The sequence below is a fragment of the Pontixanthobacter sp. CEM42 genome, assembly GCF_017812015.1.
Classification (GTDB): Bacteria; Pseudomonadota; Alphaproteobacteria; order Sphingomonadales; family Sphingomonadaceae; genus Pontixanthobacter.
Genome location: NZ_JADQTN010000001.1, coordinates 262,982 through 279,124, shown reverse-complemented (window position 1 = coordinate 279,124; position 16,143 = coordinate 262,982). Strand labels below are relative to the sequence as shown.

Below are 16,143 nucleotides of genomic sequence, written 5' to 3'. Positions count from 1 at the left end.
CGGCCTCGAAGCTTTACGGCTTCGAGGCCGAACTCGTTCCTGTTTGAACTATTCAGCCTGCTTGCGGACTTGATCGAGTAGATCGCGGAACATTGTCTGCTGCTCATCACTCATCAGAGCCAGCAAGCTCTCCTCGATCTCTCGCGCCATCGGCACGATCTTGGCGTGCATTTCTGCACCCGCATCGGTCAATTCGAGATGATGCGAGCGTCCGTCGCTCTTGTTGGGAATACGCACAGCGAGTTCCCGAACCTCAAGGACTTTGCAGGCTCGGTTCACCGCAACCTTGTCCATCAGCGTCTTCTCCGTCAGCTCACGCTGGGTCAGTCCGCCCGCATCGCCGAGCATCGCCATCACGCGCCACTCGGTCACCTTCAGACCGAACGCGTCGTGGTATGCCGCCGCAATCCTGTTGCTGACCGCATTCGACGCGACCGACAATTGGTACGGCAGAAAATCTGTAAGGCGGAAAGGCGTGTCACTCATCCAGAAGGTTTCTAATGAAACCGTTTCGCTTGGCAAGTGCGCGAATAGCCAAGCGGCATGGGATCATTCGTATTCAGGCGCACTTATACTCGCCCTATTTATATTCCGGCTCGTCCCACCACGGATAGAAATCCGGCATGTCTTTAGAGACTTTGCCCGGATAACTCGGTGGACGCTTCTCCAAGAAGCTCTGCACGCCTTCCGCTGCATCCTTGCCGCGCGAGAGTTTGTAGATCGACCGGCTGTCAATCCGGTGGGCTTTCATCGGATGGTCCTCAACCGGCAAACGCCACAACATTGCCCGCGTCATTGCCACCGATACGGCCGACGTGTTCTCAGCGATTTCATTGGCCAGTTCGCACGCCGCATCCATCAGTTCAGCCCGCGGATGGATTGAGCGGACTAGTCCGCCCTTCAGCGCTTCCTTTGCATCGAAAATACGCCCGGTCATGCACCATTCAAGCGCCTGCTGCTGCCCGACCAGACGCGGCAGGAACCAGCTCGAGCACGCCTCCGGCACGATCCCGCGCCGTGCAAACACAAAGCCATAGCGCGCATTGTCCGATGCCAGGCGGATATCCATAGGCAATTGCATCGTCGCGCCCACGCCCACTGCTACGCCATTACAGGCTGAGATCAACGGCTTGGTCGATTGGAACATCCGCAGGGTCAGTCGCCCGCCGCCATCCCGAACCACTTCATCAGACAGGTCAGTGACTTCGGTCTGGCTGGAGAAAGGCTTCGATCCATCATCGGGCGTCAGATCAGCGCCGGCGCAAAATGCCCGCTCGCCCGAACCCGTCACAATCACTGCCCGGATTGCATCGTCAGCGTCGGTATCATCGAATGCATCAATCATTTCCTGCATCATGACACGCGTATAGGCGTTCATTTTCTCAGGACGATTGAGCGTAATCGTCGCAATCGGCCCGTCTTTCTCAAGCAGGATCTGGGTGTAGTCGGTCATGGCTGATTCTCCTCGGGAAACCCTACAGGATGGAACACATGGAACAGGGTCCAAATAGAAAAACCGCCCCTTCCATTCTCGCGCATTTTAAAAGCGCTAAGAACAGAAAGAGGCGGCATAATCATGTGTCTAGTCGTACCCGCAACGCTGGCGAGTAGGAAAGCACCTTAGCGCGGTGCCATACGGATCGAACCGTCTAGACGGACGTCTTCACCGTTGAAGTAGCCGTTCTCGATCATGGTCAGTGCGAGATGCGCATATTCCTCGGGGTGACCCAGACGTTTCGGGAATGGAACCGACGCCGCCAGCGCTTCTTTCACTTGCGGCGGTGCAGCTGCCATCAGCGGTGTTTCGAAGATGCCTGGCAGGATCGTGTTCACGCGGATGCCTTCCTGCATCAGATCGCGTGCGATCGGCAGAGTCATGCCGATCACGCCGCCTTTGGACGCGGAATAGGCAGCCTGACCGATTTGGCCGTCTTCACCGGCAACCGATGCTGTGTTGACGATAGCACCGCGATCGCCGTCTTCACTCAATGGATCGAGCGTCATCATACCTGCTGCCGACTTGGCGATGCAGCGGAATGTGCCGACAAGGTTGATCTGGATCAGCCAGTTGAACGCGTCGAGCGGGAAATGCGAGATTTCGCCGGTGTTGCGGTCACGCTTAGCCGTTTTGATCGCATTGCCGGTACCAGCGCAGTTCACGAGAATACGTTCTTGTCCGTGCGCCTCACGCGCCTTGGCAAAGCCGGCATCAACCGAAGCGTCATCAGTGACATTCACTTCACAAAAAACGCCGCCAATCTCGGCAGCGACTGCGAGGCCCTTTTCTTCCTGAAGGTCGAAAATTGCGACCTTCACGCCTTTTGCCGCCAATGCGCGCGCAGTTGCTGCACCAAGGCCCGATGCACCGCCGGTTACGACTGCGGGTGTGTTTGCGCCTACTTCCATGGAAATTTCCTCTCTGAATTCAAATTACAAACTGGGGGTAGATATTAAAGCGATTCGACAATCGTCACGTTAGCGACACCGCCGCCTTCGCACATCGTTTGCAGACCATATTTCTTGCCGCGCGCTTTCAGCGCATGGACCAATGTCGACATCAGTTTAGTGCCTGATGCACCCAACGGATGACCCAGCGCAATCGCACCGCCATTGACGTTGAGCTTGTCCGGATCGGCACCGGTGTGCTTCAGCCACGCCAGCGGAACGGGCGCGAACGCCTCATTCACTTCGTACAGATCAATGTCATTGATGCTGAGGCCAGCACGTTCGAGCGCTTTATCAGTCGCGAAAAGCGGCTCTTCCAGCATGATAACCGGATCGCCTGCAGTCACAGTCAGATTGTGAATCCGCGCCATTGGCGTGAGATTATGCTGTTTCAGATATCCTTCTGACACGACGAGTGCGCCGCTGGAGCCATCGCAAATCTGACTGGCGCTGGCAGCTGTCACAGAGCCGCCTTCTTGGATGAGCTTAACCGAAGCAATGCCTTCCAACGTCGCATCGAAGCGAATCCCTTCATCAACGGTGTGCTGTTCTTCGCCTTCAGGCGTCTCCACCGTGACCGGAACAATCTCGTTCTCGAACGCACCCGCATTGGTCGCCGCGATGGCGCGTTTGTGGCTTTCAAAGGCAAACTGATTGAGATCATCTTTGGAGAAACCGTGCTTCTTCACGATCATCTCTGCACCCATGAACTGGGAGAACATCACATTGGGATATTTCTCTTCGAGACCGGGCGATTTGTAATGCCCCAATCCCTCTTTCATATGGAACGTCGCGTTCGATCCCATCGGAACGCGTGACATGCTTTCGATGCCCGCCGCGATCACCGCATCCTGCGTGCCCGACATGACTGCCTGCGCTGCGAACTGGATTGCCTGCTGCGAGGAGCCGCACTGGCGGTCAATAGTCACAGCAGGGGTCGATTGCGGCAAGTGCTTGGACGCCAGAACCGCATTACGACCCACTTGCATCGCTTGCTGACCAGCCTGACTGACGCAGCCCATGACAACATCATCGATGGCGTTCGGATCGACACCGGTACGCTCCATCAGCGCATCGAGCGACTTTGCGGCCAAGTCCACCGGGTGAACACCGGCCAAACGGCCTCCGCGTTTGCCACCGGCTGTTCTGACTGCATCAACGATATAGGCTGTCGCCATAGGGGGCTCTCCTGAGATAGTTCACTTAGTTAGCTATGTTGCTGCGGGGATTAGCATTGCAGTCTGTAGCGTCAAGCAGGTTTCCGCCAACGTCAACCTACGAGGCGTCAACCTACTTGGCGTCACCCCGCTTGCTATCAGTCAGCTTGCTTTCGGGGTGCTCCCCCTAGTAATGGCTGAAGCAGTCCTTCCGTTCCGCCGCGCAATAGTCAGGCCCTTAGCCCAATCGATGTCCAAGAAACTCTTCGAAATTAATCCCGATCTGGACCGCAAGGCGCTCGCCGAGCAGTTTGCAGTCAATGGCCGCTTGCAGATTCGGGACGTGCTGACGCGCGAAACGGCGGAGGAAATCCGCATGATCCTCGCCCAGCAGACTCCGTGGGGAATGGCGATGAAAGCGGGCTCGGATAATCCAACCGGCGCAGACCAAATCCGCGCGCAAGATTTGAAGACGCCGGTGGGCCAACAAAAAGTCCAGCAACTCGCGCAGGCTTCGCATGAGGCCGCGGCCAAGGGTGATTATGCTTTCCGCTATGCGCACTATTCGCTGGTCGAAGCGTATCTGGAAAAATGGAATCCGGGCGGACCGCATGATCTTATTCTGGAATATCTCAACGCGCCCGACTTCATCCAATTGGCACGCGATGCCACCGGTATCGAAGAACTGATCAAAGCGGACGGGCAGGCAACGCTTTACGCCGCACAGCATTTCCTGTCACAGCACACAGACAGTCACGTCGCCGAAGGTTGGCGTGTGGCCTATGTGATGAATTTTGCGATTGATGACTGGAAGCCCGATTGGGGCGGTTACCTCAATTTCTATGACGATGAAGGCGATATTGTTCAGGGGTTTAGGCCGCGTTTTAACGCGCTGAATCTGTTCGCCGTGCCGCAAGCACATGCGGTATCCTACGTCCCGCCATTCGCCCCTGCTGGCCGCTTCGCAATCACCGGCTGGTTCCGCGACCAGTGAGCAAATTCTCCGCGCATCAGTGGCGCGAGCGCGCTTTGGCCGCGGAGCGAAGCGGCGATGCTGCTGCGGCGCGGCAAGCAATGGAAAGGGGTGTAGAGCAGCACCCCCAAGATGCGGCATTGTGGAACAGTGCAGGCGGTATGTTCCTGCGTTTGGGCGACGCCACAGCGGCGAAGAAGCACTTCGCCGAGGCAGCGGCTCTGCAATCTACGAACATCGAATTCGCGATCAATCATGCGATCGCTTTGTCCGCGTTAGGGCAGCACGCAAGCGCAGTGGCACAGCTTGCGTCGTTCGAGAAGCAAGGGCGATCATCGGCGGTCTATTGCTCGACACGTGGAACTGCAGAACGCGGGATGTGCAATCCTGCCAAAGCCGGATTCTGGTACGATCTGGCGCTTGCTCTGGAACCCAACCGTGCAAAGGCCCTGCATGGCCGCGCGCGTGTTGCATTGGAGCGCGGTGAAGCCGCCGCCGTACAACGCTTTGATCGTGCCTTGTCGGTTAACAATGGCGATGCCGATCTGTGGCTCGGCAAAGCACAATCACTCGACGTCGCGGGCGATTACAAAGGCGCGCGTGAAATTGCCGAAGCGCTAGCCAAGCAAGCCCCGCAATGGACCGAGGGACTGCGCTTTTTGGCCCAGCTCCGGCTGGCGCAAGGGGAAGAGGACTTCACCTCGCATTACGGCGATGCAGCGGCGAAGGCCCCGCAGGATCCCAATATTCTGTCCGAGTGGTGTTCGGTGCTGTCGGGACTCGATTACAATACACAAGCGACCGATGTCGCAGTCGATGCGCAAAGCAAATTTCCCGATCTTGATCACTTTGTCATGCTCGAAGCGGTCAATGCGGGCGCTGCAGGCGACAATGATCGCGCAGAGGCAGTGTTTACTCGGTTAGACCGACAAGACAGCGAGCGGTGGCTGCACGAAGCGCGCCACCGTATTCGCTGTGCAGAATTTGACCGTGCCGGGACGCTGCTCGATCAAATCATCGAGGTGGACCCGTGGAGCATTTCTGCATGGGCGCTCCGCGGTGTCGTCTGGCGGCTAACGTCAGATGAGCGGTCCGATTGGCTCGATGGGCGCGAAGAGCTAGTCCGCTTGATGCCGTTGCACAACGCCGACGCGGTGCTGCCAAAGGTCATTCCCCAACTGCACCAATTGCACGATGGTTCGCCTCTGCCGCTGGGTCAGTCTTTACGCGGTGGATCACAAACACGCGGTATATTGTTTGATCGAACGGAGCCCGAATTCGCCGAACTGCGCGATGCAATCGTCGCTACCGTGGAACAATATCGCGGTGCTTTGCCAGAGCATGATGCGGCGCATCCTTTGTTGCGACATCGTGATAGCGAATGGGCACTCGCGGGATCATGGTCCGTGCGGCTAAACGGTGGAGGTGATTTTCATACCGCGCATATTCACCCTCAAGGTATTGTATCTTCTGCACTCTATTTGGAAGTTCCGGATGAAACCGCAGACGCCAATGATGAGGCTGGTTGGCTGGAGGTCGGCCGGCCTGCAGCTGATCTTGGCCTCGATCTCGGCCCGCGCCGCACTTTGGAACCAAAGCCAGGGCATATGGCGCTGTTTCCCTCCACACTCTATCACGGAACGCGTCCGTTTGCGGATGGCCGCCGGATGACGGTGGCGTTTGATGTCACTTTGAGGCAAGGCGCTCCGCAATGAGTTCACCGCATGACAAAGCCTGGAGCGACTTCTGGGCGCAGAACACAAAGTCCGGTCAGGATGGCGGCTGCCTGCCTGCGAAATATCAAGGCATAGACGCAGCACAGCGCGCGGCATGGCATGGTTTCGCCAAAGATCTGCCGCGCAAATCCGCATTGCTGGATGTTGCCACTGGCGACGGCCGTGTGATGCGGTGGATCTTGCAGAAGCGCTCCGATGTGAAGCCCGTCGGGGTCGATATGGCCCCAGAATTGCCTGCACCACCCAAAGGCGCGAGAGTGCGCAGCGGCGTACCGATGGAGGAACTGCCCTTCCCCGACGCGAAATTCGATGCCGTGACAAGCCAATTCGGCTTCGAATATGGCGATCTGGAAGCTGCCGCGAGCGAGATCGCGCGCGTGCTAAAGCCAGAAGGCATAGTCGGCCTTATCACGCACCGAATTGATGGGCCGATCCTCGCTCACAACGCCGCACGGCGCGAGCAAATCGGTTGGGCGATTGACGAGCAAACCCTGATCGAAGTCGCCAAAGGCAATTTGAAATTGCGTGCAAGCGGTCTGCAAACCGTCTCGACCAAGATTATGAATGCACCGGCCATCGGGGCACAACAGTTCGGGCGCGGTTCAGCTGCATGGGAAATTGCTGAAGCGGTGAAACAAACGCTATCGCTCGGCGCGCGCGACCATCCGGCCAATGTTGCGCGCTTGCTCGATACTATACGGGACCGTGCGCAGAATGAAATTGGACGGATCAACTCCCTAGAAGCAGCGTGCAAACAGACGGCAGATGCCGATGGCTTTGAAAGCGCTGTGCTGGCGGGCGGCCTAACGCAAGTGAGCGCCGAACCGATGGTCGATAACGTATCGAACCAACCCTTCGCGGACTTTAGAGTTCTTCGCAAAACTACCGGCAATTAGAAGCGCGCCGGCACTGGCGCCAATCGGCGCAGCGCCAAACGATCTCTTCATCGCATAAAAAAGGGGCGGCGAACCGAAGTGCGCCGCCCCCTCTTTTTGCTTTCGCAATTCTTCGTCGGATTAGAACTTGATGTTCGCCGATACGAAGAAGTCACGACCGAGCACGTTGTATGTGCTTGGGTATGTGTTTGCTTGCTCTTGGTTATCACCCAGCAGCGTACCATTGTTGGTGCTGCTGACGATGCCGTTAGCATCGAAAGTTGGTGTTTGTGGCAACGTGTCAAACACGTTGTCTACACCAGCTGCGATAGTCAGGTTCTCATTGACTTCGAACGAGAGCGTGATGTCCAGCAGGTCGTAGGCATTGATACGCTCAACGCCGTTGAACTGGCTGTAATCCGTTGTCGGATCATCATCACCAACACCGCTCAGGTGACGCCAGCGGAACGATGTCGTCAGAGGACCATCAACAAACGTCAAGCGACTTGTCCACTTGTACGTAGGTGTTGGCTCACCGCAGGTCGGTCCGAACAGGCCAGCGCATTCGTTGACTGTTGGGAAGCCGGCAACCGGAGTGAAGTCCGAGTTTTCGGTCCAAGTACCCAGGAACGCAAAGTTAACCTGCTGCTCACCGCTATCAGTCAGGAGCGAGAACGGAATGGTTGTTCCGTAGTTCACCTGAAGATCGATACCGGAAACGTCTTGGCTAGCGATGTTCGCCGCAAGAACCAGCGGGTTCGAAGCCGTGGTAATCGCACCACCTGCCGAACGAGCTGTACCACCTGCGAAAGGAGCACAAATCGGAGCAGTGATGTCCTGTACTTGGTTGAAGCACAGATCCAAGGTGTTGTTCAAACCACCACCGAATGTCTGGATCGAGTCTTCGATCGAGATGTTCCAGTAGTCAGCTGTGATCGTCAGACCAGGCATGAATGAAGGCTCAAGAACCACACCAAAGGTGTAGCTGTCTGAAGTTTCTTCACCCAGTGTGGAGTTACCACCGAAGGTCGCAGGGATCTGCGCATTCGGTTGGATGTTACCACTGCCGATAACGTTCTGAGGATCTACACCACCAGGAAGCGAAGCTACGCAAGTTGCGATAGTCGCCGCGTTAGTAGCGTTGTTACAAGGGTCAGTTGCAGGTGGGAAACCGATTGCGCGGCCACCGAAGAGCTCACCCACGTTCGGAGCACGAACCGCGCGCTGATATTGCGCACGAAGTGTTACGTCCGGAACAGGAGCGAATTCGATACCACCAGCGAAGGTCCAAACACCGCCGACAGCTGCCAGCGAGTAATCAGAGTAACGCGCAGCACCGGTCAGTTCCAAACGCTCAACGCCCGAGTCGGGGCCGAGGATAGGAACGTTAAGCTCTGCGAAGACTTCCTTCACATCGTAAGAACCTTCGGTTGGGAGACCGGCGTTGAAGCCGATAACGTCGCCCGAAGACAGTGCAGTATCAGGAATGAACTGCGAACCAACGCTGCGGTATTCTGCACCAACAGCGAAGCCGATGTCATCACCGCCCATGCCGAAGTTACCGAGGAAGCCAGAAATGGCACCCGAAGCAACCTGAAGGGTTGAAATGTCACCATTTTGCGCCTGAATCGCGATCTGGCCGAACATTGCTGGAGTCAGCGTGTTCAGACCGAAGATGTTGATCGGGGTAGCAGTACCGTCGAGGCCAGCCTGGAAGGCCGAACGCGAGATGTTACCAGCCTGAATGTTCGCGTTACGTGTACGTGAGTACATGTAATACGCGTCATAGTTCAGGTTGTCAGTGATCGCACCGCGAACACCGCCGAGTACACGGAACGCGTTCCGCTCATCGAGGCTGTTACGACGGCTAGCTTCGATCGTACGACGTTGTACGAAGAAGTTGACCACGCCTGGATCGTCAACAACCGGTGTAAACTGAACACCAGGTGTCACCGGATCTTGGTCAGCCATCGCAGCGTTGAAAGCTGCGTTCAACGCAGTTTCATTCGCGTCAATCGCTTGCAGCTGGGCAAGATCGCTAGCAACAAGGAATTGACCCTGAGTCGCCAGATCGATGTTGAAGCTACCAGTTACCGGCGTAGCAGCCAGTTCCTGTGCAACGCGGTTATTCACGAATGCTACTTCTGTGTAGAACTCGTGACCGTCGCTGAATTCATAGTCAGCATAACCACCAAGGAGGTAACGCTCTTGCGGGACCTGCAGGTAGTTAACCGGTGCGTAGTTGTATGTGTCACCAGTACGCTGGCGGAAGTCGCCAGGTGTGTTGTCGAATACAACGCCGGTACCGAAGCCTACTGCACCTGCAGCACCGAACTCGGTGCCAGCTGGCAGAACGCCTTGGCCGGTTGAACCGCCGATGTAACGCAGAACGCCGTTTGGCAGAGTGGACGAACCGAACTGCTGCTGCTGGCCTGGGCCAGTCTCGTTACCAAGTGCGAAGTTGGAGAAACCACGGTCGCCTTGGAAGAGATCATCACGGTTGTAGTATTCAGCGTAGACAGTCGCGCTACCGCGGCCATCATCGAATGAAGTACCGATTGCACCGTGAACTTCGTAACGAGCAGCGTCGCCGCGCTCTGTGATCGAGTACTGACCACCGATTTCCACGCCTTCAACGTCTTTCAGACGGAAGTTAACAACACCAGCAAGGGCGTCCGAACCGTAAACAGCCGAAGCACCACCGGTCACAACGTCAACCGAATCAAGCAGGAACGAAGGAACTGTGTTCAAATCGACGATTTGCTGAGTGTCGAATGACAACCAACGGCGACCGTTGACAAGAACCAGAGTACGCTGAGCACCAAGACCACGAAGGTTCAGTGTAGCAGTACCGTTACCTGGGTTGTTCGAGAACGAAGTCGTACCCGGAACAACTTGAGGAAGCGTGTTGACCACGTTCTCAACGTTGACGGTACCTGACAGTTCAAACTCTTCGCTATCAACAACAGCAACAGGCGCTGCGCTGTCGGTGTTACGCTTTTGAATGCGCGAACCGGTAACGATGATGAAATCATCTTCGTTGGCGGCTTCGGCACCATCGGTATTCTCTTGTGCATATGCCGGAGTCGCGATCAAGGCACCTGCCATGATCGTACCCGCCATAAGCGCGGCTTTATTTAAACGGTTGGACATTCCAATCCCCTTAATCTGAGCGCCCCCTTGGCACTCATGTGAATAGGTATACGGAACGGACACGAGGTCCGAGTGAGTGCCGTCTAGTGCATACGAAACCACAATCGCAATCGCAGTGAGCGGTTAATCTGCTCGTAAGGTAGCGAGTGTGGCATTCGTGTTACAGTTGGATAGATGCGCTGACTGTGCCAACCACTGGACATATTCATACCGCCTCAAGGATCATTTCGAATGACACGCAATAATACGTCCACCAATGGACAATTTCGCGCACGAATCTTTGCCTCGACACTTTCTATGGCCGCAGCAGCGAGCATCGCAGCAGGCCCTGCTAGCGCGCAGGAAGCGGCTGAAGAGGATGCGTATATAAAGAGCCTAAAGGCGTGTCAGGCAATCACCGATGATTCGCAAAGGCTTACTTGTTATGACGCAGCAGTGGGCACCGTCGTGGCAGCCAGTGATGAGGGCCAAGTCCGCATTATCGACGGCGAAGACGTAAAAAAGACCAAGCGCCGTCTGTTCGGCTTTAGCCTGCCCAAGCTCGGCCTGTTTGGTGATGATGACAAAGAAGAAGATCTGGAGCTCCTTCAATCCACAATCACCAATGTCTCGATCTCGGGCCGCAATACGGTCTTTATCACAATCGAAGACGGCAACGCGGTATGGCGGATACCCGGCGCCAAGAAATCCCTACGCGCCAGAGTGGGCGATAAAGTCGAGTTCAAGAAAGCTGCGCTGGGCAGCTATTTTGTCCGGATCAACGGACAGAACGGCGAAAAAGGACGGCGTGTTAAATGACTGCCCAGAAGCGGGTCGATTAGCTGACCGTCATCTGCAATTCACCGTCGCCCTCATCGATCTTGACCGTGCTGCCGTCAGGCACATCGCCCTGCAGCAACATCTCAGCAAGCGGGTCCTGCAGATAGCGTTGTACCGCGCGTTTTAGCGGGCGCGCGCCATATACGGGGTCATAACCGACCCTGCCGAGCCAGCGGAGCGCAGCATCAGTGAGGTCGAGTTCGATCTTGCGGTCGTTGAGCAGTTTCTGCACCCGTTTGACCTGAATTTCGACAATCGGCGCCATATGCTCCATCGCGAGGCGGTGGAACAGGATGATTTCATCCAAGCGGTTAAGGAATTCGGGGCGGAAATGTCCGCGCACAACATCCATAACCTGCGGCTCGACATCGGCGACCTTCTGATCGTCTTCCATATTGGCGAGATACTGGCTGCCCAGATTCGACGTCAGAATGATCAGAGTGTTAGAGAAATCCACCACTCTGCCCTGCCCGTCGGTCAGACGGCCATCATCGAGCACTTGCAGCAGCACGTTGAACACATCGCTATGCGCCTTCTCGACTTCGTCAAACAGGATCACCTGATAGGGACGCCGGCGGACGCTTTCGGTCAATACACCGCCTTCGTCATAACCAACATAGCCCGGAGGTGCGCCGATCAGGCGGGCGACCGAGTGCTTCTCCATGAATTCACTCATGTCAATGCGAACCATCGCGCTGTCATCGTCGAACAGAAACTCGGCGAGCGCTTTGGTCAGCTCGGTTTTACCGACACCTGTGGGGCCGAGGAACAGGAAGGAACCGAGCGGACGGCCCGGGTCTTTTAGTCCTGCACGCGCACGGCGCACGGCCTTCGACACAGCTTCGATAGGCTGACGCTGACCGATCACGCGTTTGCCGAGCATGTCTTCCATCTGGAGGAGCTTCTCACGCTCGCCTTCCATCATCCGGTCAATCGGAATGCCGGTGGAGCGGCTAACTACTGCCGCGATATCGTCATCGGTCACTTCTTCACGCAGCATCGCGTTTTCGGTCTGATCGGAGGCTGCTTCGATAGCTTTCTCAAGCTCGGGGATTTTGCCGTAGGACAGCTCGCCTGCCTTGGCGAGATCGCCCTCGCGTTGTGCCTGTTCCAATTCCAGCCGCGCCGCATCGAGCTCTTCTTTGAGCTTACTTTCAGCGTGAATTTTGTCGCGCTCATTCTGCCAACGCGTCGTCAGTTCGGACGATTGCTGCTCCAGATTGGCGAGCTCTTCGCGCAAGGCGTGCAAGCGATCCATCGATGCCTGATCGCTTTCCTTCGAGAGCGCTGATTCTTCGATTTTCAACTGGATGATCCGGCGATCGAGACCCTCGATTTCCTCCGGCTTGCTCTCGACTTCCATACGGATGCGCGAAGCTGCCTCGTCCATCAGATCGATCGCTTTGTCAGGCAGAAAGCGGTTCTGGATATAACGGTTGGAGAGCGTCGCCGCGGCAACCAGCGCGCCATCAGTAATCCGCACACCGTGATGCAGCTCGTATTTCTCTTTCAAACCGCGCAGGATTGAAATTGTATCCTCGACCGATGGTTCATCGATATAGACCGACTGGAAACGCCTCTGCAGCGCCGGGTCTTTTTCGACATATTTTTGGTACTCATCGAGCGTGGTCGCGCCGATGCAGTGTAGCTCGCCGCGCGACAGGGCCGGTTTAAGCAGGTTGGACGCATCCATACTACCTTCAGACGCGCCCGCACCAATCAGCGTGTGCATCTCGTCAATAAACAGAATGATCTGGCCATCGGCACCCTTCACTTCGTCGAGCACCGCCTTGAGCCGCTCCTCAAACTCACCGCGATATTTCGCGCCCGCAATCAGCGAACCCATATCGAGCGACATCAGGGTACGACCTTTGAGGCTGTCGGGCACATCTCCATTGGCAATCCGCAGCGCGAGGCCCTCAGCAATCGCGGTTTTACCCGTTCCCGGTTCACCGATCAGAGCAGGGTTATTCTTGGTCCGGCGGGCAAGGATTTGCACCGTGCGGCGGATTTCCTCGTCGCGGCCGATAACTGGATCGAGCTTACCATCGCGCGCAGCTTGCGTCAGATCACGAGCATATTTCTTCATTGCGTCATAGGCATCTTCGGCGCTGGCGGTGTTGGCCGCACGCCCGCCGGTCAGCTCGACAATGGCTTCGTTTAGAGCCTTAGGGTCGACGCTCGTTTCTTTCAGTATCTGTCCCGCAGCAGTCGTCGATGCGAGTGACAATGCCACCAGCAAGCGCTCAACTGTCACATAGGAATCGCCCGCCTTCTCAGCGATTGTCTCCGCAGAATCGAGCACACGGACGGCGTCATTGTCGAGACCCGGCGTCTGCTGTGCTCCGCCTCCCGACACTGCCGGTATCTTCGCCAGCGCTTCATCGACCATATCCTGCGCTGTCGCAGTCTGTCCGCCAGCGCGTTGGATCAAGCCAGCGGCCATGCCTTCATCATCTTCAAGCAACGCCTTCAGCAAATGCGTTGGTGAAATGCGCTGATGGCTGTTGCGGATCGCGACCGTCTGCGCGCTTTGCAGGAAACCCTTGGCGCGGTCGGTGAATTTTTCCAGGTTCATCGCATAGTCCTCAAAAATCGTTCTCTTCGCATATGGCGCACAATCACCGCGTCACAAGATCAGGTGTGTTACTCACATATAGGACCTCCAAACCGCGTGTGAAGGGGTGCAACACATAGGGTTCACCCTGCCCTGATTTCGCGCTACGCCGCTGCGCGAGAGAGGAAATTTTATGAAGCGTTGGTTGGTTCGCGGCGGATGGCTGCTGCTTGGGGTCACACTCACAGTCCTGATCGGACTGATGGTATGGGAGCCTTTCGCGGCGCAAAAAGGCACCGCACCTGATAGCGATCGGACCTACTCTGCCGAAATCGTCCGTAGCGAATTTGGCGTCCCACATATTTATGGCGAGACCGATGCCGATGTTGCCTACGGAGTGGCGATTGCCCATGCGGAGGATGACTTCTTCACGCTGCAAGATGTCGTGGCGATGACGCGCGGGCGTTACGGCGCGATTGCCGGGGAGCAAGGCGCGCAGATTGATTACGCCTATCACCTGCTCGATGCGCGCGGCACAGCGGAGCGGCATTATGCCTCGCTTCCCGAAGATACCCGCGCGCTGTTTGAAGCCTATGCAACCGGCCTCAACCAATTCGCCAAGGAAAACCCCGGCGAGGTTAAGCTGGCCAATCTCTTCCCGGTCAATGGCATGGATGTCGCGACGGGCTTTGCTTTGCGCCAACCGTTCTTCTTCGGGCTCGGCAATGTCATTGGCCCATTGGTCGCGGGCGAAGAGCTAAACCCGGAATTTGGCCCGCCAATCCCTGAGGCTGGTAGCCAGGTCGAACCATCTGCTGACGCCCCGCCAATTATGGAAGAAAACGACGAAGCAGAACCAACCAACGTCGCTCGCGCGCATCCGCTCTATTTCGGCGAGGATGGTGCACTATCGGGTTCCAACGCGTGGGCAATCGCGCCGGAAAAATCGGGCGACGGGGTCACCCGGCTTGTCTCCAACAGTCACCAGCCATGGCGTGGCGGCGTTGCCTGGTATGAGCTCGTCGTGGAAAGTAATGAGGGCTGGCACTATGCCGGCGCAAACTTCCCCGGCAGCCCCTTCCCGTTCCTAGGCCACAACGAAAATCTCGGCTGGACCAACACGGTCAATCGGCCTGACATGACCGATGTATACGAGCTGGAGCTCGACGAGAGCGGCGAGAATTACAAGCTCGATGGCGAATGGAAACCGCTGCTTTCGAAGAGCGTCATTCTGCCAGTCAAAAAAGGGCCGCTGGTCCTGCCTGTTCCGCAAACCGTTTATCGCAGCGCGCATGGGCCGGTCATCAAGAACGACAAAGGTGCCTTTGCGATCCGCTATGGCGGCATGGACAGCGTGGATATGCTCGACGCCTATTACCGGCTCAACAAAGCGGAGACTTTCGACGAGTGGAAGACCATCATCGCACGGATGGATATACCCTCCACCAACTTCATCTATGGAGATAAGGAAGGCAATATCGCCTATGTCTATAACGCCGCTATTCCCAACCGCCCCGTCGGTCCTGATTGGCGCAATATCCTGCCCGGAAATGACAGTTCACTGATTTGGCAGGGAACCGTCGACTTCGACGCGATCCCGAAGATTTACAACCCATCGAGCGGCTGGGTCTACAACTCCAACAACAAGCCCTACTCCGCCGCCGGTCCGGACGACGATATCGACCCGGACAGCGTCGCGCCCGAAATGGGAGTGGAGCTCAAGGAAACAAACCGTTCGCGCCGCACTGAAATTCTGATGGCGCAATATAACATCATCGACCGCAAGACGCTGGAAAAGATCAAATATGACACCGGCTATGTCCGCGAGGATTATGTCGACACGATGATGGACGGGGTGGAAGCGCTCGATCTGACTGACGACCCCGAACTGGCCAGGGCGCAAGCCCTGCTCAAAGGATGGGATATGACCTCCGACAGTGTCGGCGAAGGCGATTCCATCGCTTTGCTGATGATCCGTCCATGGATGAGCGCTGAGTATCAAAACAAGCCACTGCCCGATGCAAAAGAAGAACTCGCCAAAGCGGCCGAGCACCTGATGACGCATTTCGGCAAGCTTGATCCGCCAATGTCCGAACTACTGCGGCTGCGACAGGGTGACATTGATCTGCCGCTCGATGGAGGCAGCGACACTTTGCGTGCATCGACCCTGTGGAATGTCGATGATGACGGAAGGCTATCGGTCCGCCACGGCGACAGTTTTCTGATGTTCGTCGAGTGGGAACCCGGCCAGCGTGTCCGGTCGGAATCGATCCAACCGTTTGGCGCGGCAACAACGCGGCCCGAGAGTCCGCATTTTGCCGATCAGACTGCGTTGTTCGTCAAACATGAATTGAAACCGGTTCACTTTTGGCGCGTTGATGCGCTGAAAGCTGCAACCACACGGAAAACCGTGACCAACCGCTAGGGG

At 56.6% G+C, this 16,143-nt stretch carries 11 protein-coding genes; 5 read left to right on the top strand and 6 right to left on the bottom strand.

From position 1 onward, the window contains the following. Positions 1-48: 48 nt before the first annotated feature. From J9777_RS01240 to J9777_RS01225, 4 genes are all read right to left on the bottom strand, one after another. A complete protein-coding gene (locus J9777_RS01240; RefSeq protein WP_209346987.1) occupies positions 49-486 on the bottom strand; it encodes a MarR family winged helix-turn-helix transcriptional regulator in 438 nt (145 codons plus the stop codon). A 94-nt stretch (positions 487-580) separates the two neighbouring features. Further along, a complete protein-coding gene (locus J9777_RS01235) occupies positions 581-1,453 on the bottom strand; it encodes a crotonase/enoyl-CoA hydratase family protein (RefSeq protein WP_209346986.1) in 873 nt (290 codons plus the stop codon). Positions 1,454-1,620: 167 nt separating this feature from the next. After that, positions 1,621-2,406 carry an SDR family NAD(P)-dependent oxidoreductase gene (locus J9777_RS01230; RefSeq protein ID WP_209346985.1) on the bottom strand — a complete coding sequence of 262 codons (786 nt, stop codon included), beginning with the start codon at positions 2,404-2,406 and terminating at the stop codon, positions 1,621-1,623. Positions 2,407-2,450: 44 nt separating this feature from the next. Further along, positions 2,451-3,623, bottom strand: a complete 1,173-nt coding sequence (locus J9777_RS01225) for an acetyl-CoA C-acetyltransferase (RefSeq protein WP_209346984.1) — start codon at positions 3,621-3,623, stop codon at positions 2,451-2,453. Positions 3,624-3,852: 229 nt separating this feature from the next. Between J9777_RS01225 and J9777_RS01220 the strand changes: the two genes are divergently transcribed. From J9777_RS01220 to J9777_RS01210, 3 genes are read left to right on the top strand one after another with little or no spacing between them, the layout of a single operon-like run. Then, the gene (locus J9777_RS01220; protein ID WP_209346983.1) at positions 3,853-4,596 is read left to right on the top strand and encodes a 2OG-Fe(II) oxygenase family protein; all 744 of its coding nucleotides are present in this window, start codon (positions 3,853-3,855) and stop codon (positions 4,594-4,596) included. Next, the gene (locus J9777_RS01215; protein WP_348631900.1) at positions 4,593-6,290 is read left to right on the top strand and encodes a putative 2OG-Fe(II) oxygenase; all 1,698 of its coding nucleotides are present in this window, start codon (positions 4,593-4,595) and stop codon (positions 6,288-6,290) included. Before J9777_RS01220 ends, J9777_RS01215 begins: the two co-directional genes overlap by 4 nt. After that, positions 6,287-7,207, top strand: coding sequence for a class I SAM-dependent methyltransferase (locus J9777_RS01210; protein ID WP_209346982.1), 921 nt, complete (start codon positions 6,287-6,289; stop codon positions 7,205-7,207). The genes J9777_RS01215 and J9777_RS01210 overlap by 4 nt, the downstream gene beginning before the upstream one ends. A gap of 120 nt (positions 7,208-7,327) precedes the next feature. On the opposite strand, the gene J9777_RS01205 is transcribed toward J9777_RS01210, so the two are convergent. Then, complete coding sequence (locus tag J9777_RS01205; protein WP_209346981.1) at positions 7,328-10,339, bottom strand: TonB-dependent receptor; 3,012 nt, start codon at positions 10,337-10,339, stop codon at positions 7,328-7,330. Between the two features lie 231 nt (positions 10,340-10,570). On the opposite strand from J9777_RS01205, the gene J9777_RS01200 reads away from it, so the two are divergent. Beyond that, positions 10,571-11,137 carry a hypothetical protein gene (locus J9777_RS01200; RefSeq protein ID WP_245228465.1) on the top strand — a complete coding sequence of 189 codons (567 nt, stop codon included), beginning with the start codon at positions 10,571-10,573 and terminating at the stop codon, positions 11,135-11,137. Between the two features lie 19 nt (positions 11,138-11,156). Here J9777_RS01200 and clpB read toward each other — a convergent pair whose 3' ends face one another. After that, positions 11,157-13,736, bottom strand: coding sequence for an ATP-dependent chaperone ClpB (clpB, locus tag J9777_RS01195; protein WP_209346980.1), 2,580 nt, complete (start codon positions 13,734-13,736; stop codon positions 11,157-11,159). A gap of 172 nt (positions 13,737-13,908) precedes the next feature. Between clpB and J9777_RS01190 the strand changes: the two genes are divergently transcribed. Next, positions 13,909-16,140 (top strand): acylase, encoded by a 2,232-nt coding sequence (locus tag J9777_RS01190; RefSeq protein WP_209346979.1) that lies wholly within the window; start codon positions 13,909-13,911, stop codon positions 16,138-16,140. Positions 16,141-16,143 lie beyond the last annotated feature (3 nt).

Bases quoted from the DNA above. Each gene is read 5' to 3' on its own strand.
- J9777_RS01240 (WP_209346987.1), bottom strand. From the start codon at position 486: ATGAGTGACACGCCTTTCCGCCTTACAGATTTTCTGCCGTACCAATTG.
- J9777_RS01235 (WP_209346986.1), bottom strand. From the start codon at position 1,453: ATGACCGACTACACCCAGATCCTGCTTGAGAAAGACGGGCCGATTGCG.
- J9777_RS01230 (WP_209346985.1), bottom strand. From the start codon at position 2,406: ATGGAAGTAGGCGCAAACACACCCGCAGTCGTAACCGGCGGTGCATCG.
- J9777_RS01225 (WP_209346984.1), bottom strand. From the start codon at position 3,623: ATGGCGACAGCCTATATCGTTGATGCAGTCAGAACAGCCGGTGGCAAA.
- J9777_RS01220 (WP_209346983.1), top strand. From the start codon at position 3,853: ATGTCCAAGAAACTCTTCGAAATTAATCCCGATCTGGACCGCAAGGCG.
- J9777_RS01210 (WP_209346982.1), top strand. From the start codon at position 6,287: ATGAGTTCACCGCATGACAAAGCCTGGAGCGACTTCTGGGCGCAGAAC.
- J9777_RS01205 (WP_209346981.1), bottom strand. From the start codon at position 10,339: ATGTCCAACCGTTTAAATAAAGCCGCGCTTATGGCGGGTACGATCATG.
- J9777_RS01200 (WP_245228465.1), top strand. From the start codon at position 10,571: ATGACACGCAATAATACGTCCACCAATGGACAATTTCGCGCACGAATC.
- clpB (WP_209346980.1), bottom strand. From the start codon at position 13,736: ATGAACCTGGAAAAATTCACCGACCGCGCCAAGGGTTTCCTGCAAAGC.
- J9777_RS01190 (WP_209346979.1), top strand. From the start codon at position 13,909: ATGAAGCGTTGGTTGGTTCGCGGCGGATGGCTGCTGCTTGGGGTCACA.